Here is a 26089-nt window from a genome sequence, read left to right as displayed (position 1 = left end):
CTCATGTGTCCAGCTGGATGCGCTTGATGGGTCCCATGATCGTCAGGGCGACCACGGCGAGCAGCGCGTGCACCGCGACGAACCACAGCGCGATGTCGAACGAGCCGGTGGCCTGCACCGTGTACCCGATGACGATGGGCGTGACGATCCCGGCCGCGTTGCCGAAGGCGTTCATCGTGGACCCGACGAAGCTGGTGGCCTGCGGCGGCGCGATGTCGGTGGTGATCGCCCAGCCCAGTGAGCCGACGCCCTTGCCGAAGAACGCGAGCGTCATGATCGCGATGATCAGCGGCGTGTTGTCGGTCAGGCTGCAGGCCGCGATGCTCGTGGCCAGCAGCATGCCCACGATCGACGGCAGCTTGCGGGAGGTGGTGAGCGAGCGTCCGCGGCGGAGCAGCGCGTCGGACAGGAAACCGCCGGTCAGACCGCCCGCGAAGCCGCACAGGGCGGGGAGCGCCGCCACGAACCCGACCTCCAGCAGCGACAGCCCACGGCCCTGGATCAGGTAGATCGGGAACCAGGTGATGAAGAAGTAGGTCAGGGCGTTGACCGAGTACTGCATCAGGTAGACGCCCCAGAGTGCCCGCGACGAGAAGATCCGGCCGATGGTGGCGCGGTTCAGCGGGGCGCGCTGCGTGCTCTGGTCGGCGCGGTCGAGGTCGACGAGCGCGCCGCCCTCCTGCATGGTCGCGAGCTCGGCCTCGGTCAGCCGCGCGTGCTCCCGTGGCGGGCGCATCCACCGGAGCCAGAAGACCGCGAGGACGAAGCCGACCACGCCGAGCCCCACGAACACCCAGCGCCAGCCGAAGGACGAGGTGACCCAGCCCATGATCGGCGCGAAGAGCGCCGTGGCGAAGTACTGGGCGGAGTTGAACACCGCCGAGGCCCGGCCGCGCTCGGCGGTGGGGAACCAGGTCGTCGCGACGCGGGCGTTGGCTGGGAAGGCCGGAGACTCGAACACGCCCAGCAACAGGCGCAGCACGAAGATGACCGCCACCCAGCCCACGACCGGCAGGGTGATCAGCCCGACGAAGCTCAGCGCGAAGGTGACGAGCGTCCAGAGGCCGATGCTGGCGGCGTAGACCTTGCGGGCGCCGAAGCGATCCAGCAGCATCCCGCCGGGCAGCTGGCCGACGACGTAGGCCCAGCTGAACGCGGAGAAGATGTAGCCCAGCTGGACCGACGAGAAGCCGATCTCCTCCTGCAGGCTGCTGCCCGTGATGGAGAGGCTGGCGCGGTCGGCGTACTTGACCGCGGTGATGAAGAAGATCAGGGCCAGCACGAGGAACCGCGTCGGGACGCGCCTGCGCCCCGGCGGCGCTGTGGTCTCACCCGTCGAGCGGGCGACTTCGGTCTCAGACATCGGTGTCCTCCATTGTCATCGAGGCTGACGACTGGGAGGGACGCTAAAGTCGTGCGGCGATGCGAGTCCAACACCGATTTCGCATCGTCTGATACCTCTTGTGCAAGTCTCATCGAGCATCACTCGATGCTCAACTGGTGTTGGACGGGCATCGGTGGGGCGACCTAGCGTCCAGGGGGCCGACGCCGTCCACCCCTGAAGGAGCCTCACGATGTCCCGGTTCACCCCCGCCGAGCTCGCCGACCGGCTCGGCTCGGGCCTGTTGTCCTTCCCGGTCACGCACTTCACCGCGGACCTGGCCTTCGACGGGCCCGCCTACCGCGACAACATCGCCCGCCTCGGGAAGTACGAGGTGGCGGGGCTGTTCGCCGCCGGTGGCACCGGGGAGTTCTTCTCGCTGACCCCCGCCGAGGTGGACGCCGTGGTGCGGGCCGCCGTCGAGAGCGCGCCGGAGGGCACCCCGATCCTGGCGCCCGCGGGCTACGGCACCGCCACCGCCGTCGCGCTGGCGCAGGCAGCCGAGGCCGCCGGTGCGGACGGCATCCTGCTCTTCCCGCCCTACCTGACCGAGGCGTCGCAGGACGGGCTGGTCGCGCACGTGCAGGCCGTCTGCGCGGCGACCTCGCTCGGCGTGATCGTGTACAGCCGGGCGAACGCGAAGTACGCCCCACAGACCGTCGCGACCCTCGCCGCGACCTGCCCGACTCTGATCGGGTTCAAGGACGGCGTCGGCGACGTGGAGTCGATCACCCGCATCCACGCCCTCGTGGGCGAGCGGTTGACCTACATCGGCGGGCTCCCCACGGCCGAGACGTTCGCGCTGCCGTACCTGGAGCTGGGGGTCACGACGTACTCGTCGGCGATCTTCAACATCCTGCCGGAGTTCGCGCTGGACTTCTACGCCGCCGTCCGGGCGGGGGAGCGGGACACGGTGCGCAGGCTGCTGGCCGAGGTCGTGCTGCCGTACACCGAGATCCGGGACCGCAAGGCCGGGTACGCGGTGAGCATCGTGAAGGCCGGGATGACCGTGACCGGGCACCCCGCGGGCCCGGTGCGACCGCCGCTCACGGACCTCAGCGAGGCCGAGACCGCCGAGCTCGCCACGATCGTCGGAGGCCGCGCGTGACCACCACGACCCGCGAGTCCCCCACTTCCGACACGCGAGTCGGACATCCCGCAGGCGCGCTGACCGGGCGGACGCCGATCGGCGCCACCCTGACCGGGGGCGACGGGCCCGAGGTGCGCTCGGTCGACCCGCGCACCGGGGAGCCGCTCGAGCCCGCGTACCGCTACGGCGGCGCGGCCGAGGTCGCGCGCGCCGCGGCGCTGGCCGACGAGGCCTTCGACGCCTACCGCGCGACCACCGTGGAGCAGCGTGCCGCGTTCCTGGAGACGATCGCGTCCCGGATCGACGAGCTCCGCGACGCGCTGGTCGAGCGCGCCCACGCCGAGACCGCCCTGCCGGTCCCGCGGCTGACCGGTGAGGTCGGCCGCACCTCGGGCCAGCTCCGGCTGTTCGCCGCCGAGCTGCGCCTGGGCGTGTGGCAGGGGGCGCGGATCGACCCGGCCCGGCCGGACGGCACCCCGCCCCGCGCGGACATCCGGCAGCGGCGGGTCCCGCTGGGGCCGGTCGCGGTGTTCGGTGCGTCGAACTTCCCGCTGGCCTTCTCGGTGGCGGGCGGGGACACGGCGTCCGCGTTGGCTGCGGGCTGCCCCGTCGTCGTCAAGGCGCACGACGCGCACCTGGGCACGTCCGAGCTGGTCGGGCGGGCGGTCCAGGCGGCCGTCGCCGAGCACGGGCTGCCCGAGGGCGTGTTCTCGCTGCTCGTGGGCGAGGGTCCGGATCTCGGCGTTCGGCTGGTCACGGACCCGCGGATCAAGGCGGTGGGGTTCACCGGCTCCCGCGGTGCCGGGCTCGCGCTCGCCCGCGCCGCCGCGGCCCGGCCGGTCCCGATACCGGTCTACGCGGAGATGAGCAGCGTGAACCCCGTGGTGCTGCTGCCGGGTGCGCTGGCGGACCGCGGCGCGGGGCTGGGCACGCAGTTCGTGGCATCCCTGACCCTCGGAGCGGGCCAGTTCTGCACCAACCCCGGCCTCGTCCTGGCGGTCGACGGCCCCGGGCTGGACGCGTTCGTCGGCGCGGCCTCCGCGGCGGTCGCCGGGGACGCCGGCGCCACGATGCTCACCCCGGGGATCTCGAGGGCCTATGCGACCGGCCGGGACGCCCTGGCCGGACGCGCCACGGTGCTCGCTCGGGGGGCGTCCGGGGAGAGCGCGGCGTGCGGTGGAGCGGCCCTGGTGAGCGTCGACGGTGCCCGGTTCGCCGCCGATCCCGCCCTGCAGGAGGAGGTGTTCGGGGCGACCTCGCTGGTCGTCCGCTGCGCCGACGAGGCCGAGCTGGTCGCCTGCCTGCGTGCACTGGACGGCCAGCTGACGGCGACCGTGCACGCGTCCCCCGCGGACCACGGGCTCGCAGGGACGCTGCTCCCGATCCTGGAGCGGAAGGCGGGCCGGATCCTGTTCGACGGCTGGCCCACCGGTGTCGAGGTCGGGCACGCGATGGTGCACGGCGGCCCGTTCCCGGCCACCTCGGACTCCCGCACGACGAGTGTCGGTTCGCTGGCGATCGACCGCTTCCTGCGGCCCGTCGCCTACCAGGACCTCCCCGCCGCCCTGCTCCCCGCCGAGCTCCGGGACGACAACCCCGAGGGCGTCTGGCGCCGGGTCGACGGCACTCCCACTCGCTGACCCCGCCGGGTGACGGCCGCACGGAGCGGTCGTCACCCGCCGGTGTGGCGGGTCAGGTGACCAGCACCAGGCGGCCGCCGACTCCCCCGGCTGCCAGCCGCTCCTGGGCGGCGGCGACCTCCTCCAGCGGATACGTGATCGCCTTCGGCAGGATCAGCTCGCCCTTCTCCGCCAGCGCCGACAGCTCCGCGAGCCGCGCACCGTCCTGCTGCACCAACGCCTGCACCGAGCGGATCCCGCGCTCGCCCTCGACGGCTCCGGCGACGGTCACGAGCACCCCACCGTCGCGCACTGGCGCGAGCGCCGCCGCGCCGGTCCCGGCCGTGTCCAGCACCCCGTCGACCGCGGTCGGCAGCGCGTCCCGGGACACGACCTCGGCGCCATAGCCGCGGACGGTCTCGGCGTCGCGCTCCGCGGCCGTCGCCACGACCCGCAGGCCGGCCAGGGCCGCCAGCTGCACGGCGAACCCGCCCACTCCGCCCGCCCCGCCGATGACCAGCAGCGAGGCCCCCGCGGGGAGCCCCAGCTCGGCGACGGCCGTCGCGGCGGTGAGGCCGTTCAGGGGCAACGTCGCCGCCTGGGCGGGCGAGACCCCCGCCGGTGCCGGTGCGACGTCCCGAGCGGGGAGGACGACGTACTCGGCCTGGGCCCCGCTCGCCACCGCGAACGCGGGCAGCATCCCGATCACCGCGGCACCGGGGGCGAGATCGACGTCCGCGCCGACGGCGTCCACCCACCCGGCGACGTCCCAGCCCAGCCCGCGCTCCCACTGGCCCTCCGGTGCGGGGGCGATGCCGGCCTGTACGGCGACCCCCGAGACGGTCATCGGGTCGGTCGGGCTCACGGCCGCGGCCGCCATCGCGATGCGCACCTCGCCCGGGCCGGGCTCGGGCACCGGCCGCTCCACGACCTCGAGCACCTGCGGCCCGCCGAACTCGCGATACACGACTGTCCTCATGACGTCCTCCCTGGTCTGGTGCCACTCACGGTAGGAGAGCTACTCTCCAACGGGTAGTAGGCACCTGAGAGTGCGTAACTCACCGGGAGGCGAGCCATGGCGACCACGACGGCGGCCCGGCGCAGGGACGAGGAGCGGGCCGCGTACGACGCGTTCCTCGCGGCCTGTCCCTCGCGGAGGGTGATGGACCGGATCAGCGACAAGTGGGTGGGCTTGCTGCTCGCCGCGCTGGCCGACGGCCCGCGGCGCTACTCCGAGCTGGGGCGGAAGGTCGCGGGCGTCAGCCCGAAGATGCTGACCCAGACGCTGCGCGGGCTCGAGCGGGACGGGCTGGTCGAGCGGGAGGTCACCGCGGCCGTGCCCGTCCGGGTCGACTATCGGCTCACGCCGCTCGGCGAGGGACTGCACGCGACCCTGCTGCACGTGAAGAACTGGGCGGAGGGACACGTCGAGGAGGTCCTGGCGGCGCGGGACCGCTACGACGGTGAGCACGACACGCAATCGGGATGAAAGCCGTGGGTCCCGGGCGTTATGCTGTTCCGACGGTCCGAACGCCGGGCCGTGCAAGGGGGTGAACGGTTTCGACTCCTGAAGCTGACCGAGGAGAAGCGTGCCGAGGAAGGCGACGATGATCTCGCAAACCACACGTCGCAAAAAAATAAGTGCCGACGAGAGTCGCACTGCCCTGGTTCCGGCCAACGCGAAGTCTGACGACTTCGCGCTTGCTGCCTGATCCACTGAAGGGCTGTCGGCCCGAGGGTGTTCCCGCCTCGGTGTCCGGCATCAGCTAGGGGACTCACCACCAGGCTCGGCCGTCGGGGTCTGGTGGAACACCGAACAGCGGCTGGGATCGTCACACCGGCTTGTTCGTGAGACCGGGGGATCCGAGTAGAGACACAGCGGACTGCGCACGGAGAAGACCTCGCAACGCAAAGGAGGACCCGGGTTCGATTCCCGGCACCTCCACCCCAGGGAGTGAAGGGCCCCGGCCACCAGGCCGGGGCCCTTCGCCGTTCCTGGGTACAGCCGTTCCTGGGTACAGCCGTTCCTCGGCACGGCCGATCCCCGGCCCGGTTCGTCCCGACAGACGTCCGTTCCAGACGCCCGTTCAGGCGACATCGGTGCAGATCAGGCCCCACGGCCGATCGCGCACCCGGGTCATCACCAGCGTGACCCGACGCGAGCCGCGCAGCTTCAGTCTGCGATGCAGCGCGTCCACGTCGCCCGCCAGCCCGCGGCGCCGGATGTCGACCGCGCCCACGTCCAGCTCGGCGAGCCTGCGCGGCAGCCGCTTCTGGTCCCACGGGCCCGAGTCGACCACCTCGAGGGTGCGGGCGAACGGGGTCGTCACGGGGGAGTCCGTGCAGAGGAACGCGATCCGCTCGTCGATCTTCCACGCGCCGATCCGGCGGGCCAGCTCCTCGACGGCCCCCGCCCGTGTGACGGCGGGGTTCGGGTCGAGCAGGTAGCGGCCCGGGTCGCGGACCTCCACCGGCTCCCCGTCGGCGGCGACGAGGGTGTCCCCGGCGGGCAGGATCGTCGCGCGAGCGCGGGCGCCCGCCAGCGCGGGGGACCACGCGACGGCCTCCTTCAGGTCCTTGCCCACCGCCACGAACTCCAGCTCCCAGCCCGCGGGCACGGTGTCGTGGTCGATCCCGGGCGCGGCCTTCACCGCGATCGCGGGCACGTCCAGCCCGACGCACCACGCCAGCGGGGGCTCGCTCTCGCCCGTGCGCATCCGCCCCCGCCCGGTGCGGCGCGCCGGATCGACGAAGACGGCGTCGGCGCCGGCCAGGTCGACGTCGCGGACGTCCGAGAGCAGGGTGTCGACCGTCCCGCCGTAGACCGCGGCGTTGTGCCGGGCCATCCACAGGTGCACCGGGTCGAGGTCCACGGCCAGCACCTCGCGGCCCGGGGCCAGCGCGAGCAGGTCGCCGCCGATCCCACAGCACAGGTCCACCACCCGGCCTTGGGGGAACCGCGCGGCCCGGTGCCGGGCGACGACCTCGGGCGAGGCCTGCTCCCAGCCCGCCCGGGTCAGGAACATCGCGTCCGCCCGGGAGAACTTCGCGGCGGCCCGCTGCCGCAGCCCGGCCTGGGTGAGCGCCTCGGCGACGAGGTCGGCGGGATGCGCGCGACGCAGCGCCGTGCCCAGCCGCAACGCGGCGTCGTCCGTGAGCGGGGCGCCCCCGAGCCCGGCCGCGATCGCCGCGAAGACCTCCGCACCCGCGGGCCCCGCGAGCCGCTCCAGCCGATCCGTGTCCACCGCCGGGTGACGATAGCGGTGTCCCCGGATGAGACAGGCGCATGCCCCGATCGCGTAGCGTCGACCCGGACGGGGGAGAGGGGGCGACGTGGCCGACACGGCGACCGTCCGGGTGCGGTTGCCCCGGGAGATCTGGGTGCTCGTCGTGGCGGCCTTCGTGGTCGCCATCGGGTTCGGCATCGTGGCGCCCGCGCTGCCCGCCTTCGCGAGGTCGTTCGACGTCGGGTACGCGGCCGCGTCGGCCGTGATCAGCCTGTTCGCCGGGTTCCGGCTGGCGTTCGCGCCGGTGAGCGGGCGACTGGTGGTGCGCTTCGGCGAGCTGCGGGTCTACGCCATCGGGCTGGTGATCGCGGCGCTCTCGGTCGGGGCCACGGCCTTCGCGCAGAGCTACTGGCAGCTGCTGGTGTTCCGCGGGCTGGGCGGCATCGGGTCCACGATGTTCACGGTGGCGGCGATCTCGCTGCTGGTCCGGCTGGCGCCCGCGGAGGCGCGCGGACGGGCGTCGGGCATGTGGGCCACCGGGTTCCTCCTGGGGAGCATCGCCGGACCACTCGCGGGCGGCGGGCTGATCGCCCTCAGCCTGCGGGCGCCGTTCCTGGTCTACGCGGTGGCGCTGCTCGTGGCCGTCGCGATCTCGGTGCCGCTGCTGCGCGGCCGCACGGGCGCCGCGGACTCCACGGAGGAGGGCGCCCCGGTCACCTTCGGCCTCGCCTTCCGCCATCCGACCTACCGGGCCGCGCTGGCGGCGAGCTTCGCCAACGGCTGGACCGTGTTCGGCGTGCGGGTGGCGCTGGTGCCGCTGTTCGTGGTGGAGGTGCTGCGCCACAGCGAGACGTGGGCCGGACTGGCGTTGGCGGTGTTCGCCGCGGGCAACACCGTCACGCTGCTGTGGTCCGGTCGGATCGCCGACCGGAGCGGGCGCAAGCCGCCGGTGCTCGCCGGGCTGGTGGTGTCGGCGCTGGCCACCGGCGCGCTGGGGCTCATCGAGGTGCCCTGGGTGTTCCTCGCGTTGTCGTTGGTCGCCGGGATCGGCAGCGGTCTGGTGAACCCGCCGATGACGGCCGCGGTCGCGGACGTGATCGGCGGTCGGGCCCGCGGCGGGACCGTGCTGGCGGGCTTCCAGATGGCCGCGGACGTCGGCGCGATCATCGGGCCGATCGCCGCCGGCGCCCTGGCCCAGGTCGCCGGGTTCGGCTGGGCCTTCGCGTCCACCGGCCTCGTCTCGGTGGTCGCGCTGCTGTTCTGGCTCCGGGCGCCGGAGACCCTGCCGAAGGCGGACCGCTGCGACCCGACGACCGAGACTCTGGCCGGCGAGCGGGCCGTCGGCACGGAATGACGTCTCCTGGGGTCGCGGGGTCCGGGGAGCGCGTCGAGCCTCGGCCACGCCGCCCGTGGCCGACCTCTCGCAGCAGCTCCGCCAGTCGGGACTACTCGTCCAGCTTGCTCGGTCCAGTGTCGCCCGCCGCACCCCGAGCCTGCGGTTGAGCAGCAGCGTGATCCCGTACAGCACGATCCCGAGCGCGAGCAGCAGCCCGGCCAGCTCGTACTGGACCGTGTCCCGCCCGGAGAACGGCAGCACCAGGTAGGCGCTGGCGAGCGCGCCGACCACGGGCAGCCAGGTCGGGGTCCGGAAGTGGTCCTCGCCGATCCGGTCCCGGCGCAGGACCAGGACGGCGATGTTGACGATCGTGAACACCGCCAGCAGCAGCGAGGTGGTGCCGCCGAGCGCGGACACGACGTCCGACGACGAGTCCAGCGAGACGCGACCCATGACGCGCTTGAGCGCAGGTGCCTCGGTGGTGGCCTGATCCGGCGTCATGGCTCCATGACGCGGTTCAGATAGGCGGGCCAGCTGCCGTGGGCGGTGATGTCCTTCGCGTCCGCGGCGGCCCAGGACTCGCAGACGATGCCGACCACGGTCTGGTCGGCGAGCTCGAGTCTGCCGACGGCGAGCGGTGCGGGCAGGGACACCGTCAGCTCCCCGACCGCCCCCACGGCCAGCTCGAAGAGCTCCACCTCCACCGAGTCCCCGCCCTCCGCGACCCGGACCAGGCCGCCGCGGGCGACCCCCGGTCCGTCGAGCGCGAGCAGGCGGTAGACCGGTGCGGTGCGGTCGACCCCGAGGAACCGGGCGCCGAGCGTGAGGAGCTCGCCGTGCAACGGCTGGCCCCGGCGGTGGGCGGCCACCACCCCGACCGTGACCGCGCGGGCCGGTCTCCGGGCGTGGACGCCCGCCGGACGGACCGTCGCCCTCACCGGCCCACCTCGGAGACGTGCGCGGCGACGATCCGCCAGCCCCCATGGCTCTCCGGAGCAGCCAGCCGGACCCAGGTCTGGGTCTGTCTGCCCTCGGCGGGGGAACCGGGGTAGCCGAACAGGGTGCTGACCACGGCTGTCGTGGGACCGGTGGCCAGCACCACCGTCTCGGAGAGCGTGCGGCCGGGCGGGACGCCGGGGTTCGCCCGGCGCCACGCCCTGATCTCGTCGGCCCCGTGCTGCCGGTCCGCCACGCCGTAGCGCACGCACCGCGGGTCCGCCCAGAACAGCTCGGTCAGGACGGCGACGTCCGCCTCCCGCAGGGCCCGCTCGTAGCGCTCGAACACCGCCGTGACCTCGGCGGTCACCTCGGGGAGGTCGAGCCCGGAGGAGCCCGCCGCGGAGGCGTGTGCCCCCGCCCCCGCGGCGGACAGGTCGGCGGTGCGGGTCATGCGGTCGCCGGGCGGCCGTCGGTCGCCGGGATGTCGATCGGGGCGGACTGCACCGGCACACCCTCGCCGGGCTCGGAGCCGACCAGGTCGGCCGCGACCGGCTGGTCCTCGCGGACCGCGTCCGTGGTCGCGCGGCCCCGGGTGACCAGCCCGAAGACCGCCAGGATGATGGCCGCGAACAGGTAGCCGAGGGCGATCTGCCCGCCCACGTTCCACCCGACGGACTCGGCATGGATCAGCCCGATGAACCCGAGCACCGCACCGATCGCGGAGTACGCGGCCGCAGCGAAGAAGTTCTTGTCGATGATGAACGCGGTGATCGAGCCGAGCACCAGACCGGCGAGGATCGCGCCGCCGCCCAGCAGCGCGGTGCCGTGGTAGACGAGACCGGCGCCCGACAGTGCCTCCTCGCCCACGTCCGCCGCGGTGGTCCCGGCGGCGGCCAGGGCGTTGTTCATCAACCCGGTGGCCCAGGCCGCGATGTTCGGGATGATCGCCATGACCACCGCGATGGCGTGCCGCTTCGGGGTCTCCTGGAAGGCCTGGGCACCGATCAGCAGTCCGATGTAGAGCAGGATCGGCACGATCGCCGGCAGTGGCAGCAGGGCGCCGAGCAGGGAGAACAGGCCGAGGAAGCACATCAACGCGATCACGACGCCCGACGCCAGCGAGTACGTCGTCCGGCCGCCTGCGGCCTTCCAGCCGGGGTGACCGATGTAGACCGCAGGCGGGAAGGGGCAGCCCATGGCCGCGCCGACGATCGCGCCGGCGCCGTCGGCGAACAGGATCGAGCGCAGGTTGTACTCGTCCCCGGCGACGGCCGCGGACTCGACGTTGGTGATGCCCTCGGTGAAGTTGTAGATGCCCAACGGGATCGCCGTGGCCAGCAGCGGTGCGACGTCCACGAGCCCGTCGGCGAGCCTGCCGAAGTCGAACCAGGGCAGGTTGATCGAGACGTCCTGCGCGGCCGTGGCGACGTCACCGGGGGACATGTACCCGCCGACCCAGCCGATCGCGGTGCCGACGAGCAGCGCCGCGAGGCCGACCGGGATGTTGCCCGGCAGCTTCAGGTCGGTGAAGAACCCGATCAGGATGATCACCATGACGGGCAGGGCGATCCACAGCGCGGTGAACATCTGCGCGGCGGGCCGCATCGAGATGAAGGCGATCGAGATGCCGGCGAGCGTGCCGAGCATCGCCGCCTGCGGGGTGTACTTGCGGATGTACGGGCCGACGAACGCGCCGAGCAGCACGATCACGCCGATGATCATCGACCAGGCGAGGCCCGCCGCCCAGGCGACCAACGGGTCGTTGGTCGTCAGGTAGATCGGCAGCATGATCACGAAGACGACGATGAACATGTGCGGCACGGACGGGCCGTACGGCATCGCGCAGACGTCCGTGCGGCCCTCGCGCCGGGCCAGCCGCCGGGCGAGGTAGGTGTAGTAGACGTTGCCGATCAGCAGCTGGACGCCCAGCGCCGGAAGGATGACGCCGAAGACGTCCGCCCCGGGGATGTTGAGCACGCCGAGGCAGAGGCCGGACAGCACCAGCACGTTGACCAGGGTGTTGAACCCCAGGCCGAAGAACGCGTTGGTGTCGCCGGCGACCCACCAGGACAGCTTCATCGGCTTTGCTTCGGTGGTACTCATGCGACGGCCTCCGTCGTGAGGGCTGCGAGCAGGGCGGACGAGGGGGCGACCCAGCCGAAGATCCCGCCCTGGGCGGCGACCATCTCGAGTGCGACGCGGTGGAACTCGGGGAAGTACGAGCCGGTGCAGTCCGAGAGCACGAGGCACTCGTAGCCGCGGTCGTTGGCCTCCCGGACGGTGGTGTGCACGCAGACCTCGGTCGTCACCCCGGCGACGATCAGGCTGGTGATGCCGCGGGACTCGAGCTCGGCGCCGAACGTGGTGCCGTGGAACGAGCCCTTGCCGGGCTTGTCGATCACGAGCTCGCCGGGCTCGGGCTTCAGCTCGTCGATGATGTCGTGGCCGTACTCGCCGCGGATCAGGATGCGGCCCTTGGGACCCGGGTCGCCGATGCGCAGGCTCGGCTCGCCGCGGTTGAGCTTCGCGGGTGGGCAGTCGCTCAGGTCCGGGACGTGGCCCTCGCGGGTGTGGATCACGGTCATGCCCAGCGCGCGGGCGGTGCCGAGGACCTCCTGCAGCGGCGGGATGACGCTGCGCAGCAACGACACGTCGTTGCCCAGGGTCTCGCCGAAGCCCTCGGGCTCGCAGAAGTCCCGCTGCATGTCGATGATCACCAGGGCGGTGGTCGCGGGGTCGAAGGTGAAGGCGCCCGGATCGGCGTCGACTCTCATGAAGGACTCCAGGTGGTCGCCTCGACGACGGCGTCGGACGTGCCGACGGCGCCGAAGACCCCGCCCTGCATGGTCACCATGTGCAGGGCGGCGTCGTGGTTGGACGGGTCGGTGGCGCCGGTGCAGTCGCTGAGGATCAGGCACTCGTAGCCGCGGTCGTTCGCCTCGCGCATGGTGGTGTGCACGCAGACATCCGTGGTGATGCCGGTCAGCAGGATGTGGGTGATCCCGCCCGAGCGCAGCACCAGGTCGAGCTGGGTCGCGTAGAACGCGCCCTTGCCCGGCTTGTCGATCAGGACCTCGCCCGCGATCGGCGCGACCTCCGGGACGATCTCCCAGCCGGGCTCGCCGCGGACGAGGATCCGGCCGGTGGGGCCCTCGGAGCCGATCTCGGCGCCGATCTGCTTCGACCGCCAGCGCTTGTTCGCGGGCAGGTCCGACAGGTCCGGCGCGTGGCCCTCGCGGGTGTGGATCACCAGCATGCCCGTATCGCGGGCGTGGGCGAGCAGCGCCGCGGTCGGCTCCAGGCCCTTGCGGGTGAGGCCGATGTCGTAGCCCATCCGGTCGACGTAGCCGCCCGGTCCGCAGAAGTCGACCTGCCAGTCGATGTTGATCATCGCGACCTTCGACGCGGGTACGGCGCCGTCGTACGGCCAGGCGTAGGGGCGGGCCGCGACCGGGCCGATGGTCGCGGTGCGCGTGCTGGTGCTGACTGTCATGCCACCTCCTGGGGGACGAGTGCGGCGGCTGCGGCCAGCAGCCGGGTCTCGGAGAACGCGGGGCCGACGAGCGTGACCCCGCAGGGCCGTCCGTCGCTCGTGACCCCGGCGGGCACGGCGACGGCGGCGAGATCGAGCAGGTTGGTGAACTGCGTGTAGCGGCCGAGGACGAGGTTGTTGCCCACCGGGTCCTCGGCCATCTGGGCCCGGGTGAACGTGGTCGGGACGGTGGGCAGCAGCAGGACGTCCGCGGTCTCGAACAGCCGCGCCGCCCAGGCCTTGAGCTCCTGGAGGCGGTAGGTGCCGCGGAAGGCGTCGACCGCGCTGAACAGCGCACCGCGCTCGATCACCGACCGGGTCACCGGCAGGACCTCCGCGTCGGTGGCGAGGAAGTCCTCCAGCTCCGCGAGCCGCTCGGCCACCCAGGGGCCGCCGTAGAGCAGGTCGCCCGCCTCGCGCAGCGGGCCGACGTCCGTGCGGACGAAACCCGGTGCGCGTCGGAGGGCGGCCTCGATGACCTTCGCGAACGCGGCGGCCATCGGCTCGTCGACGGTGCCGTGGCCGCCGTCTGCATGGTCGGCTCCGCGGGCTGCGGCTCTGTCGCCATGGTCGGCTCCGCGAGCTGCGGCTCTGTCGCCATGGTCGGCTCCGCGAGCTGCGCCCCTGTCGCCATGGTCGGCTCCGCGAGCTGCGCCTCTGCCGAAGTCCAGGCCCTCCGGGATCGCGAGCCGCAGGCCCGCCGTCACAGGCTCCCCGGTACGCGACCAGGGATCCGCCGGATCCGGCGCGGCGAGCACCTCGAGCACCGTGGCGGCGTCCGCCAGGTCGCGGGTGAAGACGCTGACGCAGTCCAGCGTCCGGCAGGCGGGCACCATCCCCGAGGTGCCGACGAGCCCGCGGGTCGGCTTGAGCCCCACGATCCCGTTGAGCGCGGCCGGGACCCGGCCGGAGCCTGCGGTGTCGGTGCCGAGCGCGACCGGCACGATCCCGGCCGCCACCGCGACCCCGCTACCCGAGCTGGAGCCGCCGGAGATCAGGTCCCCGCCGAACACGCTCTCCGGGGCGCCGTAGGGGGAGCGGGTGCCGTTGAGCCCGGTCGCGAACTGGTCCAGGTTCGTCTTGCCGACGATGATCGCCCCGGCCTCGCGCAGCAGCCGCACGGAGCCGGCGTCCGCGGTGGGGGTGTAGGCGAAGCCGGGGCAGGCCGCGGTCGTCGGCAGGCCCGCGACGTCGATGTTGTCCTTGACCGCGACCGGCACGCCGTAGAGCGGCAGGTCGAGCGGGTCGAGGCGCTCCAGCTCGGCGGCCCGGCGACGGAGGTCCTCGGCCGCGGCGACGCTGATCCACACCGCGTCGTCCCCACGACTGGCGATGCGCGCGAGCACGTCCTCGACCACGGTGAGCGGACGGAGCGTGCCCGCCCGGTAGGCCGTCCGGAGATCGCGCACCCCCATCGGGGGAGCCTGCGTCGCTGTCTGCACTTGGTCGATTGTCGACAGTTTGGTGTCAGCGGAAGGTGTCCTGCGTTACAGCTGTGTGACGGCTGCCGGGTCGCGTGGGCAGGGATGTCCCGGGTGTCCGGGACGGACCGACACGGGCCTCCGGGACGGGTCCGAACCAGGGTCGACGCATGACGACACACCTGCGGGCAGACGCGCCCGTCCGCGCGACCCGACGCACACCCTTCCCGGCCTGGGCGTGGTGCGGGGTCGCGGCGGGCGTCCTCGGCCTCGGCGGACTGATGGCGACCGCCAACCTGTACGACCCCGCGGCTGGGCTGCTCGCGGACAACGAGGGGCTGCTCGCCGCCGTCCGCGGATCGGCGTGGATGGTGCTGGTCCACCAGGCCGTCTGTGCGGTGGTCGCGCCGCTGCTCGTGGTGTTCGGCGTGGGCCTGCTGCGTCGACTCCGGTCCGCGCTGCCGGAGGGCTCGCTGTTGCCCGGCGTCGCCGCGGCGGGCGTGGGTCTGACCGCGGTCGCCCTCATGGTCGGCGCGGGGCTCGACACGGACTTCTGGTGGGCGCTGCCGCCGAGCGTGGGGCTCGACCCGGACAGCGTCAGCGGCTACGTGGTCTTCTACAACACGATCCCGTGGCTGTGGGGTGGGCTCGCGCTCAGCGCGGGCGCCACGGCGGTGGCCGGGCTGCGGCACCGCGCCGTGGGCCGTCCGACGGCGTGGTGGGCCCTGGTCTGCGCAGTGCTGGTCGGAGCGACCCAGCTCGCGCCCGCGCAGTACGGTGCCGTGCTGCCGGGAGCGCTGTGGCTCGCGTCGGCGTTCACGTTCGCCCGCCCCCGTCCGTGACCGTGGTGTGCCCGGTGCGGGCGGTGGCATCGGGGACAAGACCGTCCGCAACCACGTGTCGGCGATCTTCGGCAAGCTCGGCGTGGCCGACCGGGCGGGGGCGGCGGAGCTGGTGAGGCTCCGTACCGATCAGGACTCGAGCTCGGCCGCGAGGTAGGTCTTCGCGCCGTGGCTCGCCAGTGCGGTCAGCACCGTGGCCGCGTCTCCCGAGGCCACCGCCTCGAACAGGTGCCGATGCCGGTGGGCGCCCTCCGCGGGGGAGCGCTGCTCGGCCTCGCGGCGCATGTTCGCGGCCATGTAGAGCTGCAGCTGCATGATGATCGGCTCGTAGACCCGCAGCAGGTGCCGGTGCCCGGCCAGCGCGACCAGCGCGAGATGGAACTCGCGGTGCGCCTCGGCCCGGTCCAGCGCTGCGTGCTCGTGGTCGTCCAGCGCGGCCCGTTCGATCCGCTCGACCGCCCGCTCCAGCACGACAAGCCTGGCCGGGTCCGGCGGCGCGACGAGGGCGGTCTCGACCGCGAACCGCTCCAGGGCGTCCCGCAGGCCGAACAGCTCGGTCATGTCCTGCGCCGACAGCTCCGCGACCCGAACCCCGCGCCGCGGCAGGTGCTCGACGAGTCCCTGCTGGCCGAGCAGCCGCAGCGCCTCCCGGACCGGGGCCCGGCTGATGCCGAACCGCCTGGTCAGCTGCTCCTCGACGAGCCGCTCCCCGGGCTGGATCGCGCCCCGCAGGATGTCCGCCCGGATCCGTTCGAGGGCGAGGTCGACCAGGCTCTGTGCGCCGAGTCCGTCGAGCGGGACCTCAGCGGTCACGGCGGTCTCCTCGCGGTCGGATCGGTTCGGGTATGGGGCCCCAGCCTCCCAGACGGGCCGGGCCTGCGCCCGGATCAGGCCTCATGTCAGGCTCCGTGTCCGGCTCCGCGTCAGGCGACGGACACCCCGATCAGCATGCCGACGAGGTAGGTTGCGGCCGCCGCGATCGCCCCGAACATCAGCTGCCGCAGTCCGCCGCCCCACCAGCTGCGGACCGTGAACCGGCTGGAGATCGCGCCCGCCAGGAACAGCCCGACGGCGCCGATCCCGAGCCCCAGCAGCAGCGACGACGAGCCGAACAGGAACGACAGCAGCGGGATGACCCCGCCCACGGCGAAGCACAGGAACGACGAGATCGCCGCGACCCACGGTGAGGGCTTGTCGTCGAGGCTCACCCCGAGCTCCTGGCTGACGTGCACCCGCAGGGCGATCTCGGGGTTCGCGCTGATCTCGTCGGCGACGCGCTGGGCGGTCTCCTCGGTCAGGCCCATGTCCCGGTACTCCTGCACCAGCTCGGCCCGCTCGGCGAGCGGGTGCCGGGCCAGCTCGCGACGCTCGACGGCCGCCTCGGCGTCGACCGCCTCGTTCTGCGTGCCCACCGAGGCGAACTCGCCGAGCGCCATCGAGAACGCCCCGGCTACGAGACCCGCCATCCCGGTCAGCACGATCACGTCCCGGTCGGCACCGCCGCCGCCCACGCCCGCGAGCAGCGCGATGTTCGTGACCAGCCCGTCCATCGCCCCGAAGGTCGCCGCGCGCAGCCAGCCGCCGGACACGTCGCGGTGCCGGTGGTCGTCCCGGTGCTCGGCGAGCTGCGCGGCGAGCTCGTCCTGGTCGTCGCTCACAGCGGGAGGGTAGTCCGCCGAGTCGCGGGGCGGGTCCGGCGCGGGCGACACTGACCGGATGGAGCCGCTGTGGCTGTTCGCGGACCAGCTCGGCCCGCACGTGCACGCGACCGACGGGATGCGCGATCGGGAGGTCGTCCTGGTCGAGTCCACACGGGCGTTGCGGCGCAAGCGTTTCCACCGGCAGAAGCTGCACCTGGTGTTGTCCGGGATGCGGCACCTCGCCGCGGAGCTGGGCGACCGCGCGCGGTACGTCGAGGCGGACATCTATCGGGAGGCCCTCGAGCAGGTGGGGGAGCCGGTCGTCGTGCACGAGCCGACGTCGTTCGCCGCGGCCGACCTCGTCGAGCGGCTGCGCAGGGACGGCCTGGTCGCCGACATCCTGCCGACGCCCACCTTCGCCCTGTCCCGCACCGAGTTCGCGGACTGGGCGGGGGACCGTGAGCGGTTCCGGATGGAGGACTTCTACCGCGCCCAACGCGAGCGGTTCTCCGTGCTCATGGACGGCGCGGAGCCGGTCGGCGGGCGCTGGAACCTTGACGCGGACAACCGCGAGCCGCCGCCCAAGCGACGCACCCTGGAGATCGAGGGGCCCTGGCAGCCGACCGAGGACGAGATCGACGAGCAGGTCCGGGCCGACCTCGAGGACGTCCCTTCGGTCGGCGTCGACGGACCGCGCTGGTTCGCGATCACCCATGCCGAGGCGCAGAAGGCGTTGCGGCACTTCGTCAAGTGCCGTCTCGCGGCGTTCGGCCCGTACGGGGACGCGATCATGTCCGACGACTGGGCCACGGCGCATTCGCTGCTGTCCGTGCCCCTCAACCACGGTGTCCTGCATCCGCTCGACGCCGTGCATGCGGCCGAGCAGGCCGGGACGGCGCTTTCCCGCTCGCCTCGGCCGAGGGCTTCATCCGGCAGATCCTCGGCTGGCGGGAGTACGTCTGGCAGCTGTACCGGCGGTTCGGTCGCGGGTACCTGCGGCGCAACGCCCTGCGCGCCCAGACGCCGCTGCCGGACTGGTTCGCGAACCTCGACGCGGACGCCGTCACCGCGGCCTGCCTGCGGGACGCGCTCTCCGGGGTGCGCGACCGGGGCTGGGTCCACCACATCCCGCGGCTGATGGTGCTGGGCAACCACGCCCTGCAACGCGGCTACCGCCCCGCCGAGCTGAACGAGTGGTTCCGCACCGCGTTCGTCGACGGGTTCGAGTGGGTCATGCCGCCGAACGTGATCGGGATGAGCCAGCACGCCGACGGCGGCGTGCTGGCCACCAAGCCGTACTCCTCCGGCGGCGCCTACCTCAACCGGATGACCGACCACTGTGGTGGCTGCGCGTTCGACCCGAGGAAGCGCCTCGGCGACGACGCCTGCCCCTTCACCGCCGGCTACTGGCAGTGGGTCCACCGCCACCGGGACCTGCTGGCCGACAACAACCGCACCGCCCGCGCGGTCGCCTCGATGAACCGCCTGACGGACCTCGACGCGGTCCTGGAACAGGAGTCCGCCCGGGAGCACTTCTAAGCCCCACAGGCCCCACCCGCCCGCCCCACGAGTCGGACACCCCGCCCCGCGAGTCCTCCACTATCGCCGCGCGAGTCGGACACCTCGGCCCGCGAGTCCCCCACTTCTGCCGCGCGAGTCGGACACCTCGGCCCGAGGTCACTCACTCGGTTCTCAGGCGACGGGTCTACCGTGCGCCAGGTGACGGGGGGCCGGGTTCTCGACGGGATCGGCACGCTGGCGAGGCTCGGCCTCGCGGCGGTCTGGCTGGTGTCTGGACTGCTCAAGGCGATGGATCCGGCGCAGACCTACGTGGCCGTGCGCGCGTACGACGTGCTGTCCCGCCCGCTCGTGTCGGTCGTGGCGGGCATCCTGCCGTGGTTCGAGCTGGCGCTGGGCCTGTTGTTGCTGGTGGGGATCGGTACCCGCGCGGTGGCCGTGCTGTCCGCCGGGGTGCTGCTGGTGTTCATCGCCGGCGTCACGCAGGCCTGGGTGCGCGGGCTGTCGATCGACTGCGGCTGCTTCGGCGGGGGTGGGGCGGTCGCGCCCGGCCAGACCCAGTACGTCCAGGAGATCCTGCGGGACGTCGGCTTCCTGGCCCTCGCGATCTGGCTGATCGTGCGCCCGCAGACCCTGTTCGCCGCGGAACGGCGTCTCGTCACCTCGGGTTCGGGCATCGAAGGGAACTGACGTGGGTGGAGCGGACCGCAGCGAGCGGCGTCGGAAGCAGGAGGCGGCCCAGGCGCGGTTGAAGGCGGCGGGGATCACCCCGAAGCGCAGCGGCCCGTCGGGCAACGCGCTGGTGCTGGGGATCGTGGCGGTCGTCGTGATCGTGGCGATCATCGTCGGCGTGGTGGTGACGCTGAACAGTCGCAGCACCACCGAGGCGGTGGCCCCGAACTACCCGGTCGCCCGGGACGGCGCGGCCATCACCGCAGGTCAGGCCGCCGCGCCCGTCACCGTCGACATCTACGAGGACTACCTCTGCCCGTACTGCGAGCGGCTGGAGACGGCGTACAAGGACCAGATCACCACCGCGCTCAACGCCGGCCAGATCAAGGTCAACTACCACGCCATCTCGATCCTCGACCGGGCCAGCAGCCCCGCCGGCTACTCGACCCGCGCCGCCAACGCCGCGATCTGCGCCGCGGACGCCGGCATCTTCCCGGCCTACCACGCCGCTCTCTACGCCGACCAGCCTGCGGAGGGCAGCGCGGGCTTCTCGGTGCAGGAGCTCACGGACAAGGGCACCGCCCTGGGCGCGGGCGCAGGCTTCGGCCAGTGCGTCGCGGCCCAGGCCAACACCGGCCTGATCGAGAACGCGACGAACACCGCCGCCGCCAACCCGGCCCTGCAGACCAACGGCAACTTCGGCACCCCCACCGTCGCCGTCGGGGGCCAGAAGGTGGATGTCAACGACTCGGAGTGGCTGCAGAAGGCCATCGTCGGCTGACCCCTTCCCCGCGGGACCCCGGTGTCCGGGGCCCCGCGGGGGGTGTTGTAGGGTTCTCTCATCGCAAGGGGCTGTGGCGCAGCTGGTAGCGCACTTGACTGGCAGTCAAGGGGTCAGGGGTTCGAATCCCCTCAGCTCCACTCGATAGATCCCAGGTCAGGGCCTATTTCACTCCGGTGAGATGGGCCCTTGCTGCTTCTCTGGCGGGCCCGGATCTCACCAAATCTCACATCAGCTAGCCGAGCGCGCCGCCATGCCCGGTGATGCGGCGGAACTCGGCGTCATCCGCCGCCTGCTGCAGATCCATCATGTCGTCGTCGACGGCCTGCTGTTCCGCACCCGTGACACAGTCGGGGCACCTCACGTCGGACCCGTCGCCGATCGCCTCCCAGTCCAGGAAGGCGGTGCTGTCCTGGGTCGGCGCCTCTCGACGGCATCGGTCGCAGTGCTGGGGCACGGTCGCTGTCCTCTCGTCATCCGAGCATGGTCGCGATCGCGTCGCGCCCCTGCTCCAGGTCCTTCAGGGTCGGGTGGGTATAGACCTTCAGCGCGAGGCTCAGGTCCGAGTGGCCGGCCCACGCCGACACGATCGCGGGCGGCACCCCGTTCATGGCGAGGTAGGTCAGCACCGAGTGTCGGGCGTCGTACAGCCGCACCCTCCGCACCCCCGCCTCCTCCATGGCCTCGTACACACGGCGCCGCAGCCAGTCGGTACGGCACGGCTCGCCGAGCTCGTCGACGAGGACGTACCCGGTCGGGGAGTAGGCGGGTCCCGCGGCGAGCTGCTCGGCCGCCTGGAGCTTCCGCAGCAGCTTCAGCCCCTTGGTCACCTGGGCGGGCATGGGTAGGACGCGGCGCCCGGCGTCGGACTTCGGCCCCTTCTCGACGACCACCATCCCCTCGGCGCTGGCGACGAGCGTCCGGGTGTTGGCGACGGTGAGGGTCTCCTCGTCGAGATCGACGTCGGACCAGCGCAAGCCGCACACCTCGGCCGGACGCAGAGCCAGGAATGAGAGCAGCAGCACGGCCTCCAGGCGCTTCCCCGCGAGCCAGCGCAGGACGGTGCGCACCTCGGCCTCCGTCCACGGGGTGCGGCGCACCTTGCTCTGCTTCGGCGGCCTCACCGGCTCGGCCACGTTGAAGTCGATCAGGCGGTGTCGGACGGCGTCCGCGAGTGCCGACCGCAGACGGGAGAGCGTGAGCTGGATCGTCCGCGCGCCGAGCGGCGTGCCCGGCTTCCCGCCGCGGCGGCGCCCCTCCGTGGCCATCCACTCAACGAGGTCCTCCACGTCGCGCGTCGTGAGCTTCTGCAGGAGCACCGCGCCGAGCCTGCCCCTCACCGGGCGCAGCGCGTCCTCGTAGTTGCGCGCGGTCGCGGCCTCCTTCCCTCGGGTCGCGGAGCGCAGCCAGTCGTCGAGGTACTGCTCAACCGTCAGCTTGGACGGGACGGCGTACGTCCCGCGGTCGACCTCGGTCAGGATCTTCGCCAGCTCACGCTCGGCGTCCTTCTTGCGGTCGTAGGTTCGGGTGATCTGCTTCCGCTTCCCGGTGACCGGGTCGCGACCAGCGTCGACCACGAAGCGGTAGCGCGTGCGCTCACCGACCTGGATCGGCCGGATCCTCGGTGCTGCCACTCTCTCCTCCTCTCTCTGTGATCGTGCGGTAGGCCTCGGCGGCGCCGGCCCGCAACGCCTCCGCGAGGACCGCATAGGCGCGCGGGTCGTGGTCGAACTGGCTCAGCCAGTCCTCGCCGTAGATCTCATCGGCGCGGGACTTCGGCATCAGCGCGATGAGGCGGGCGACGTCGAGCAGGTCTGACGGTTCGTCTCGGAGGTGTCCCCGTCCGGCGATCCAGCGGCGGGCACGGGCTGCGCTGACCTCGACACCAGGGGTGACCCGGTACGGGTCCCCGTCGTTGCGGTCTGCGGACACGAGCAGGTCGACCGGGTGCATCTCCAGGGCGACCGCGAGCGCCATGAACTCGTCGACGGTGATCAACCGCCGCCGCCGTCCAGTGTCCTTCTCGCGGCGTCCGGACTCGATCACGTAGATCGCGTTCACCGTGAGACTGGACGCGCCGATCTCGGTGCAGCGCTGCGCCAGCTCTTCTACCGAGAGTCGCAACTCGTGCTTGCGTCGATACGCGACGCGCTTACCGACCTCCTCGCTGATCCCGATCAAGCCTTCATCGTTCGTCACATTGCCGAACGCTAGCGGCAGACTTCCGAACATGCAAGGGACGTGGTAGACCTGAAACGAACTCGGCGGATTGCCGAGGACGTTCGGCACATTGCGGAATGGAGACCACCATGGCGACTCCGTCGCTAGACGAGATCCGAGAGTGGGGGCCGACATGTGGCATCCCCGAGGCGGCCAAGCCGCTGGGCATCAGCCGGAGCTACGCGTTCGAGCTCGCGCGGCTCGACACGTTCCCCTGCCGGGTGCTCAAGGTCGGCCGCCGCTACCGCGTTGTCACCAGCTCCCTGGTCGCCCTGCTGGAGTCCGGTCAACAGGGCAGCGCGGGCGGCGCGGGGGAGGAGTTGAAGGCCGGATGATCAGGAACGAGAACGGCCCGGCCGCCGGTGGTGCGGCAGCCGGGCCCATGAGCCTCTCGACCCCGCCCAGGGACTTCGAAGCCGCCAGCCAGAGTGCCACATCGGGGGAGCGGACCGCCTCCGCCACGGCGTACGCCCCGAGCGGGCCGCGCGGCCGATGGGTCCTGGTCGTCACCGACTGCCCGTTCTGTGGTCAGGGTCCGCACGTCCACCTCAGCGACGAGCCGAGCGGTGTCCGCCGGGCCGGCTGCGGCCGTGGTCGGTACCAGCTCGTCGCGGACGAGCGGCACGACGCTCAGGTCCTGGCGTTCGAGCCTGCGCGGCTGCAGCGGATGGAGCGGCGGGCCGCCGAGCTCGCGGTCGAGCACATCCGTGTCGCCACCGGTCACGACGTCTCGTGGGTCTTCGACCAGCAGCGCCGCGAGCACGGCATCGGCGTCGGCGGTGGGTGGTGATGCGCACCGACTTCGGCGAAGCGGAGGAGGTCGAGGCGATCGTCGACACGGTGTGCCGCATGATCGACAGCGGCCGGTACGAGCGGTTCGCCGTCGAGGCTCGTCGAGGCACTCCGGTGGCGCTGCGCGACCAGTTCGACGCGGCTCAGGGGCATGTCGACAGTGGGCTGCGCCGGGCCGCCGCGATGCTCAGCGCGCGCGGCCAGCTCGACAGCGTGTCTGCCGCGCCCCGCTGGGTGCTGCGTCTCGTCCTCCGCTCGACGGCAACCTGGCTGCTGGGCGCTGGCTCGACCTGCCCTCACGACCCCAGCCCCGAGCGGCCTCAGCCCGTCGTGACCGCCGCATGGCGTCCCGACCTGATCACCTGCGCGCGGTGCACCCACCTACTCGCGCTCGTCCCCGGCTCCGCGGCTGACCGGACCTGCGACAGCTGCAGCCGCGTCACCTCGGGCCTGCGCGACGACGGCGTCTTCCCGGGTGCGTTCGCGCTCGGCCCCGTCCAGCTGATGCTCGGCGTCTGCCGCGACTGCCGGTGGACCACGTGACCGGCACCGGCGTCCTGCCTCGCTCCTTCGAAGGAGACCACTGCATGACCGTCCCGTCCGCCCTCGAGGCGGCACTCGACTACGCCGCCGGTGGCGCCGAGGTGATGCCCCTGCACACCCCGACCCCCGGCGGCTGCTCCTGCATGCGCGCCGACTGCACCTCGATCGGCAAACACCCGCGCACCCTGCACGGCAAGGACGACGCCACCACCGACGTCGAGACGATCCAGCGCTGGTGGCGGATGTGGCCGACCGCCAACGTCGGCATCCGACCCGCCGAGGGTCTGGTCGTCCTCGACATCGACCCCCGCAACGGCGGGCACCTGCAGCTCGCCGCGATGCAGGAGCGCTACGGCTGGCTGCCCCGCACCCGCACCGCGCGCACCGGATCCGGCGGCATGCACCTGTGGTTCCGCTGCACCGGCGACCTGCGCGGCGCGCTCACCGAGGGGATCGACCTGAAGACTCACGGCGGTTACCTCGTCGCCCCGCCGTCGGTGCACGCCTGCGGTCAGCGCTACGCCTGGCTCGACACCGGCCCGATCGTCGACGCCCCGGACTACCTCGTCGGCCTGATCCGGCGCCCCGAGCGAGCGATCGTGACCGGCGCCCCCGTCACCGAGGCCGTCGTCGCCGGGCTGGTCCGCACCGTCCGCACCGCGGCGAACGGCTCCCGGAACCGCGCCCTGTACTGGGCGGCCTGCAGGGCCGTCGAGAAGGGCATCGACCCGGCCCCGCTCGTCGAGGCCGCCGTCGCGAACGGGCTCAGCGCCCACGAGGCCCAGCGCACCGTCGACTCGGCCGCGACCGCGCCGCACCGGATCGAGGTGGCCGGCTGATGGACTTCACCACCGACCAGCTCCCCACCCCGGTCCCGCTGCACCGGCGCCGCTCCTCGGCGCTGTTCCCGGTCGACGCCCTCCCGAGCTGGGTGCGCGACTGGGTCGCCGCGGAGGCCGAGGCCACCCAGACCCCGGTCGACCTCGCAGCGTGCTGCGCGCTCGGCGTCCTCGCCGCCTGCGCCGGCGGTCGAGCCGTCGTGATCGCCCGCCCCGGTTGGACGGAGCCGGTGAACCTGTACCTGCTCCCGGTGCTGCCGCCCGCGAGCCGGAAGACCGCGGTCGTGAACGCAGCCACCGCGCCGCTCTACGCCGCCGAGTCCGACCTCGCCGAGCAGGTCTCCGGTGAGCTCGTCGAGGCAGCCACCCTGCGCGAGGTGGCCGAGAAGGCGGCGAGCAGGGCGATGCAGGCCGCCGCCAACGCCGCTCCCGAGCGGCGGGAGGAGCTGACGGCTGAGGCCGTCTCCGCGTCGACGGCCGCCCAGGCGATCGACGTTCCGAGGGTCCCCAGGCTGATCGCCGACGACGTCACCCCCGAGGCGGTGGGATCGCTGCTCGCCGACCACGGCGGCAGGCTGGCCATCATCTCCGCCGAGGGCGGCCTGTTCGACGTCATGGGGGGCAAGTACTCCGCCGGTGTCCCGAGCCTCGACGTGTGGCTCAAGGGGCACTCGGGTGACCCGCTGCGCGTCGACCGCAAGGGCCGCCCGTCCGAGTACGTGCGTGCCCCTGCGCTCACTCTGCTGCTCACGGTGCAGCCCGCCGTCCTCGCCGCGGTCGCGGGCAACGGAGCGTTCCGAGGCCGCGGTCTGACCGCCCGCTTCCTCTACGCGCTCCCGCCGGACAACGTCGGGCACCGCCGCATCGGCGCCCCGCCGGTGCCGCCGGAGATCTCCGCGGCGTGGGACAAGCACGTCCGAGCGCTCGTCGTGGAGTTCGCCGGGTGGACCGACCCCGCCCAGCTGCGCCTCGACGACGACGCGGCCGAGTACCTGCTCGACCTCGAGCGGACGATCGAGCCGCGGCTGGCGCGCGACGGCGACCTCGCGGGGATCCGGGAGTGGGCGGGCAAGTCGGTCGGCGCGGTGCTGCGCATCGCCGCCCTGCTCCACGTCGCCGGCGTGGACTCGGCGTTCCGGCGCCCGATCAGCCGCGACACACTCGCGTCCGCCGCGGTGATCGGGGAGTACTTCACCGACCACGCCCAGGCCGCCTTCGACCTCCTCGGCGACGACGGGGTCTCCGACGCGGAGTACGTGCTGGCGCTCCTGGCCCGCAAGAAGCTGCCGGAGTTCAGCATCCGGCAGCTGCTCAGCGCGCTGCCCCGCGGCAAGTTCGGCAGCTCCGAGGAGGTCCGGGCCGCCGTCAGCGTGCTGGAGGAGCACGGCTGGGTGATCGAGCAGCCCGTGCCGCCGCGGACGGGGGCGGGCCGCCCGCCGTCCCCGAAGTTCCGCACCCACCCCGCCGTCCTGTCCGCGGAATCCGCGGAATCCGCAGAACAGGCCGATGGCGCCCGTGACCAGCCGGGGAAGGCGGCGGGTCCCCGGACCGCAGAACCGCGACGGAATTCCGCACAACCCTCCCCGGCCGTCGCAGAGCCGCCCGCCGCAGCGCCGCCCGCCGGGCTTTCTGCGGATATGCCATGTCTCAGGACATGGGTGACGAGTCTGCATCAGGACATCGGTGACGCTGTGGGT

The 26089-nt window shown here is 72.8% G+C and carries 29 protein-coding genes, 1 tRNA gene and 1 other RNA gene; 17 read left to right on the top strand and 14 right to left on the bottom strand.

Annotated features, from left to right (window positions below):
- Position 1: 1 nt before the first annotated feature.
- Complete coding sequence (locus ABD993_RS34030) at positions 2–1363, bottom strand: MFS transporter (protein ID WP_345427382.1); 1362 nt, start codon at positions 1361–1363, stop codon at positions 2–4.
- A gap of 211 nt (positions 1364–1574) precedes the next feature.
- On the opposite strand from ABD993_RS34030, the gene kdgD reads away from it, so the two are divergent.
- Complete coding sequence (gene kdgD / locus ABD993_RS34025) at positions 1575–2489, top strand: 5-dehydro-4-deoxyglucarate dehydratase (protein ID WP_345427380.1); 915 nt, start codon at positions 1575–1577, stop codon at positions 2487–2489.
- Positions 2486–4111, top strand: coding sequence for an aldehyde dehydrogenase (NADP(+)) (locus ABD993_RS34020; RefSeq protein ID WP_345427378.1), 1626 nt, complete (start codon positions 2486–2488; stop codon positions 4109–4111). The genes kdgD and ABD993_RS34020 overlap by 4 nt, the downstream gene beginning before the upstream one ends.
- A 52-nt stretch (positions 4112–4163) precedes the next feature.
- On the opposite strand, the gene ABD993_RS34015 is transcribed toward ABD993_RS34020, so the two are convergent.
- Positions 4164–5069, bottom strand: a complete 906-nt coding sequence (locus tag ABD993_RS34015) for an NADP-dependent oxidoreductase (protein WP_345427376.1) — start codon at positions 5067–5069, stop codon at positions 4164–4166.
- Positions 5070–5165: 96 nt separating this feature from the next.
- On the opposite strand from ABD993_RS34015, the gene ABD993_RS34010 reads away from it, so the two are divergent.
- Positions 5166–5579, top strand: coding sequence for a winged helix-turn-helix transcriptional regulator (locus ABD993_RS34010; RefSeq protein WP_345427374.1), 414 nt, complete (start codon positions 5166–5168; stop codon positions 5577–5579).
- 57 nt (positions 5580–5636) lie between these two features.
- Positions 5637–6038: a transfer-messenger RNA gene (gene ssrA, locus ABD993_RS34005) on the top strand.
- Positions 6039–6177: 139 nt separating this feature from the next.
- Here ssrA and ABD993_RS34000 read toward each other — a convergent pair.
- The gene (locus tag ABD993_RS34000) at positions 6178–7335 is read right to left on the bottom strand and encodes a class I SAM-dependent methyltransferase (protein ID WP_345427372.1); all 1158 of its coding nucleotides are present in this window, start codon (positions 7333–7335) and stop codon (positions 6178–6180) included.
- 88 nt (positions 7336–7423) lie between these two features.
- Between ABD993_RS34000 and ABD993_RS33995 the strand changes: the two genes are divergently transcribed.
- A complete protein-coding gene (locus tag ABD993_RS33995; RefSeq protein WP_345427370.1) occupies positions 7424–8671 on the top strand; it encodes an MFS transporter in 1248 nt (415 codons plus the stop codon).
- A gap of 340 nt (positions 8672–9011) precedes the next feature.
- The gene (locus ABD993_RS33990; RefSeq protein WP_345427368.1) at positions 9012–9143 is read left to right on the top strand and encodes a hypothetical protein; all 132 of its coding nucleotides are present in this window, start codon (positions 9012–9014) and stop codon (positions 9141–9143) included.
- A 7-nt stretch (positions 9144–9150) separates the two neighbouring features.
- Here ABD993_RS33990 and ABD993_RS33985 read toward each other — a convergent pair whose 3' ends face one another.
- Genes ABD993_RS33985 through ABD993_RS33960 form a run of 6 tightly spaced genes read right to left on the bottom strand, consistent with a single transcriptional unit; the run spans position 9151 to position 14539 of the window.
- Positions 9151–9591: an allophanate hydrolase-related protein gene (locus tag ABD993_RS33985; protein ID WP_345427366.1), complete on the bottom strand. Its 441-nt coding sequence runs from the start codon at positions 9589–9591 to the stop codon at positions 9151–9153.
- Complete coding sequence (locus ABD993_RS33980) at positions 9588–10043, bottom strand: AtzH-like domain-containing protein (protein WP_345427364.1); 456 nt, start codon at positions 10041–10043, stop codon at positions 9588–9590. Before ABD993_RS33980 ends, ABD993_RS33985 begins: the two co-directional genes overlap by 4 nt.
- Positions 10040–11695 carry a regulator gene (locus ABD993_RS33975; protein WP_345427362.1) on the bottom strand — a complete coding sequence of 552 codons (1656 nt, stop codon included), beginning with the start codon at positions 11693–11695 and terminating at the stop codon, positions 10040–10042. The genes ABD993_RS33980 and ABD993_RS33975 overlap by 4 nt, the downstream gene beginning before the upstream one ends.
- Positions 11692–12366 carry a cysteine hydrolase family protein gene (locus ABD993_RS33970; protein ID WP_345427360.1) on the bottom strand — a complete coding sequence of 225 codons (675 nt, stop codon included), beginning with the start codon at positions 12364–12366 and terminating at the stop codon, positions 11692–11694. Before ABD993_RS33970 ends, ABD993_RS33975 begins: the two co-directional genes overlap by 4 nt.
- Positions 12363–13085, bottom strand: a complete 723-nt coding sequence (gene biuH / locus ABD993_RS33965; RefSeq protein WP_345427358.1) for a biuret amidohydrolase — start codon at positions 13083–13085, stop codon at positions 12363–12365. The genes ABD993_RS33970 and biuH overlap by 4 nt, the downstream gene beginning before the upstream one ends.
- Positions 13082–14539, bottom strand: coding sequence for an amidase family protein (locus ABD993_RS33960; RefSeq protein WP_345428602.1), 1458 nt, complete (start codon positions 14537–14539; stop codon positions 13082–13084). The genes biuH and ABD993_RS33960 overlap by 4 nt, the downstream gene beginning before the upstream one ends.
- A gap of 176 nt (positions 14540–14715) precedes the next feature.
- Between ABD993_RS33960 and ABD993_RS33955 the strand changes: the two genes are divergently transcribed.
- Positions 14716–15387 (top strand): hypothetical protein, encoded by a 672-nt coding sequence (locus ABD993_RS33955; RefSeq protein WP_345427356.1) that lies wholly within the window; start codon positions 14716–14718, stop codon positions 15385–15387.
- A 129-nt stretch (positions 15388–15516) separates the two neighbouring features.
- Here the strand turns inward: ABD993_RS33955 and ABD993_RS33950 are convergent, their stop codons facing one another.
- Positions 15517–16200: a GntR family transcriptional regulator gene (locus tag ABD993_RS33950; RefSeq protein ID WP_345427354.1), complete on the bottom strand. Its 684-nt coding sequence runs from the start codon at positions 16198–16200 to the stop codon at positions 15517–15519.
- 110 nt (positions 16201–16310) lie between these two features.
- Positions 16311–17045 carry a VIT1/CCC1 transporter family protein gene (locus ABD993_RS33945; RefSeq protein ID WP_345427352.1) on the bottom strand — a complete coding sequence of 245 codons (735 nt, stop codon included), beginning with the start codon at positions 17043–17045 and terminating at the stop codon, positions 16311–16313.
- A 58-nt stretch (positions 17046–17103) separates the two neighbouring features.
- Between ABD993_RS33945 and ABD993_RS33940 the strand changes: the two genes are divergently transcribed.
- The 5 genes from ABD993_RS33940 to ABD993_RS33920 all read left to right on the top strand — a co-directional run bounded on the left by ABD993_RS33940 (position 17104) and on the right by ABD993_RS33920 (position 20138).
- Positions 17104–18165, top strand: coding sequence for a cryptochrome/photolyase family protein (locus tag ABD993_RS33940; RefSeq protein WP_345427350.1), 1062 nt, complete (start codon positions 17104–17106; stop codon positions 18163–18165).
- Entirely contained in the window at positions 18126–18566 is a 441-nt protein-coding gene (locus ABD993_RS33935; protein ID WP_345427349.1) for a cryptochrome/photolyase family protein, read from the top strand. The genes ABD993_RS33940 and ABD993_RS33935 overlap by 40 nt, the downstream gene beginning before the upstream one ends.
- A 180-nt stretch (positions 18567–18746) precedes the next feature.
- Complete coding sequence (locus tag ABD993_RS33930) at positions 18747–19235, top strand: MauE/DoxX family redox-associated membrane protein (protein WP_345427348.1); 489 nt, start codon at positions 18747–18749, stop codon at positions 19233–19235.
- A gap of 1 nt (position 19236) precedes the next feature.
- Positions 19237–19998, top strand: a complete 762-nt coding sequence (locus ABD993_RS33925; RefSeq protein ID WP_345427346.1) for a DsbA family protein — start codon at positions 19237–19239, stop codon at positions 19996–19998.
- 67 nt (positions 19999–20065) lie between these two features.
- A tRNA-Ala gene (locus tag ABD993_RS33920) sits at positions 20066–20138 on the top strand.
- A gap of 95 nt (positions 20139–20233) precedes the next feature.
- Here the strand turns inward: ABD993_RS33920 and ABD993_RS33915 are convergent.
- From ABD993_RS33915 to ABD993_RS33905, 3 genes are read right to left on the bottom strand one after another with little or no spacing between them, the layout of a single operon-like run.
- On the bottom strand, positions 20234–20455 hold the full coding sequence (locus ABD993_RS33915; protein WP_345427344.1) for a hypothetical protein: 222 nt from the start codon (positions 20453–20455) through the stop codon (positions 20234–20236).
- A 16-nt stretch (positions 20456–20471) separates the two neighbouring features.
- A complete protein-coding gene (locus ABD993_RS33910) occupies positions 20472–21632 on the bottom strand; it encodes a site-specific integrase (protein WP_345427342.1) in 1161 nt (386 codons plus the stop codon).
- Positions 21595–22287 (bottom strand): helix-turn-helix domain-containing protein, encoded by a 693-nt coding sequence (locus ABD993_RS33905; protein WP_345427340.1) that lies wholly within the window; start codon positions 22285–22287, stop codon positions 21595–21597. Before ABD993_RS33905 ends, ABD993_RS33910 begins: the two co-directional genes overlap by 38 nt.
- Before the next feature lie 20 nt (positions 22288–22307).
- On the opposite strand from ABD993_RS33905, the gene ABD993_RS33900 reads away from it, so the two are divergent.
- The 5 genes from ABD993_RS33900 to ABD993_RS33880 all read left to right on the top strand — a co-directional run.
- Complete coding sequence (locus ABD993_RS33900; protein WP_345427338.1) at positions 22308–22553, top strand: DNA-binding protein; 246 nt, start codon at positions 22308–22310, stop codon at positions 22551–22553.
- Positions 22550–23008 (top strand): hypothetical protein, encoded by a 459-nt coding sequence (locus ABD993_RS33895; RefSeq protein WP_345427336.1) that lies wholly within the window; start codon positions 22550–22552, stop codon positions 23006–23008. The genes ABD993_RS33900 and ABD993_RS33895 overlap by 4 nt, the downstream gene beginning before the upstream one ends.
- Entirely contained in the window at positions 23008–23553 is a 546-nt protein-coding gene (locus ABD993_RS33890; protein ID WP_345427334.1) for a hypothetical protein, read from the top strand. The genes ABD993_RS33895 and ABD993_RS33890 overlap by 1 nt, the downstream gene beginning before the upstream one ends.
- 44 nt (positions 23554–23597) lie before the next feature.
- Entirely contained in the window at positions 23598–24392 is a 795-nt protein-coding gene (locus ABD993_RS33885) for a bifunctional DNA primase/polymerase (RefSeq protein ID WP_345427332.1), read from the top strand.
- Positions 24392–26089 (top strand): YfjI family protein (locus tag ABD993_RS33880; RefSeq protein WP_345427330.1); only part of this gene is annotated, 1698 nt, incomplete at its 3' end. The genes ABD993_RS33885 and ABD993_RS33880, both read left to right, overlap by 1 nt.

This window comes from Pseudonocardia xishanensis (assembly GCF_039541715.1).
In the GTDB taxonomy this organism is placed as follows: Bacteria; Actinomycetota; Actinomycetes; order Mycobacteriales; family Pseudonocardiaceae; genus Pseudonocardia; species Pseudonocardia xishanensis.
Note: the sequence above shows the minus strand (reverse complement) of the source record. Positions and strands in the feature narration are given on the sequence as shown.

What these genes read in the sequence shown, in the direction of transcription:
- ABD993_RS34030 (WP_345427382.1), bottom strand. Translation starts at nt 1,363, where the DNA reads ATGTCTGAGACCGAAGTCGCCCGCTCGACGGGTGAGACCACAGCGCCG.
- kdgD (WP_345427380.1), top strand. Translation starts at nt 1,575, where the DNA reads ATGTCCCGGTTCACCCCCGCCGAGCTCGCCGACCGGCTCGGCTCGGGC.
- ABD993_RS34015 (WP_345427376.1), bottom strand. Translation starts at nt 5,069, where the DNA reads ATGAGGACAGTCGTGTATCGCGAGTTCGGCGGGCCGCAGGTGCTCGAG.
- ABD993_RS34010 (WP_345427374.1), top strand. Translation starts at nt 5,166, where the DNA reads ATGGCGACCACGACGGCGGCCCGGCGCAGGGACGAGGAGCGGGCCGCG.
- ABD993_RS33990 (WP_345427368.1), top strand. Translation starts at nt 9,012, where the DNA reads ATGTTGACGATCGTGAACACCGCCAGCAGCAGCGAGGTGGTGCCGCCG.
- ABD993_RS33980 (WP_345427364.1), bottom strand. Translation starts at nt 10,043, where the DNA reads ATGACCCGCACCGCCGACCTGTCCGCCGCGGGGGCGGGGGCACACGCC.
- ABD993_RS33975 (WP_345427362.1), bottom strand. Translation starts at nt 11,695, where the DNA reads ATGAGTACCACCGAAGCAAAGCCGATGAAGCTGTCCTGGTGGGTCGCC.
- ABD993_RS33970 (WP_345427360.1), bottom strand. Translation starts at nt 12,366, where the DNA reads ATGAGAGTCGACGCCGATCCGGGCGCCTTCACCTTCGACCCCGCGACC.
- biuH (WP_345427358.1), bottom strand. Translation starts at nt 13,085, where the DNA reads ATGACAGTCAGCACCAGCACGCGCACCGCGACCATCGGCCCGGTCGCG.
- ABD993_RS33960 (WP_345428602.1), bottom strand. Translation starts at nt 14,539, where the DNA reads ATGGGGGTGCGCGATCTCCGGACGGCCTACCGGGCGGGCACGCTCCGT.
- ABD993_RS33955 (WP_345427356.1), top strand. Translation starts at nt 14,716, where the DNA reads ATGACGACACACCTGCGGGCAGACGCGCCCGTCCGCGCGACCCGACGC.
- ABD993_RS33940 (WP_345427350.1), top strand. Translation starts at nt 17,104, where the DNA reads ATGGAGCCGCTGTGGCTGTTCGCGGACCAGCTCGGCCCGCACGTGCAC.
- ABD993_RS33900 (WP_345427338.1), top strand. Translation starts at nt 22,308, where the DNA reads ATGGCGACTCCGTCGCTAGACGAGATCCGAGAGTGGGGGCCGACATGT.
- ABD993_RS33895 (WP_345427336.1), top strand. Translation starts at nt 22,550, where the DNA reads ATGATCAGGAACGAGAACGGCCCGGCCGCCGGTGGTGCGGCAGCCGGG.
- ABD993_RS33890 (WP_345427334.1), top strand. Translation starts at nt 23,008, where the DNA reads ATGCGCACCGACTTCGGCGAAGCGGAGGAGGTCGAGGCGATCGTCGAC.
- ABD993_RS33885 (WP_345427332.1), top strand. Translation starts at nt 23,598, where the DNA reads ATGACCGTCCCGTCCGCCCTCGAGGCGGCACTCGACTACGCCGCCGGT.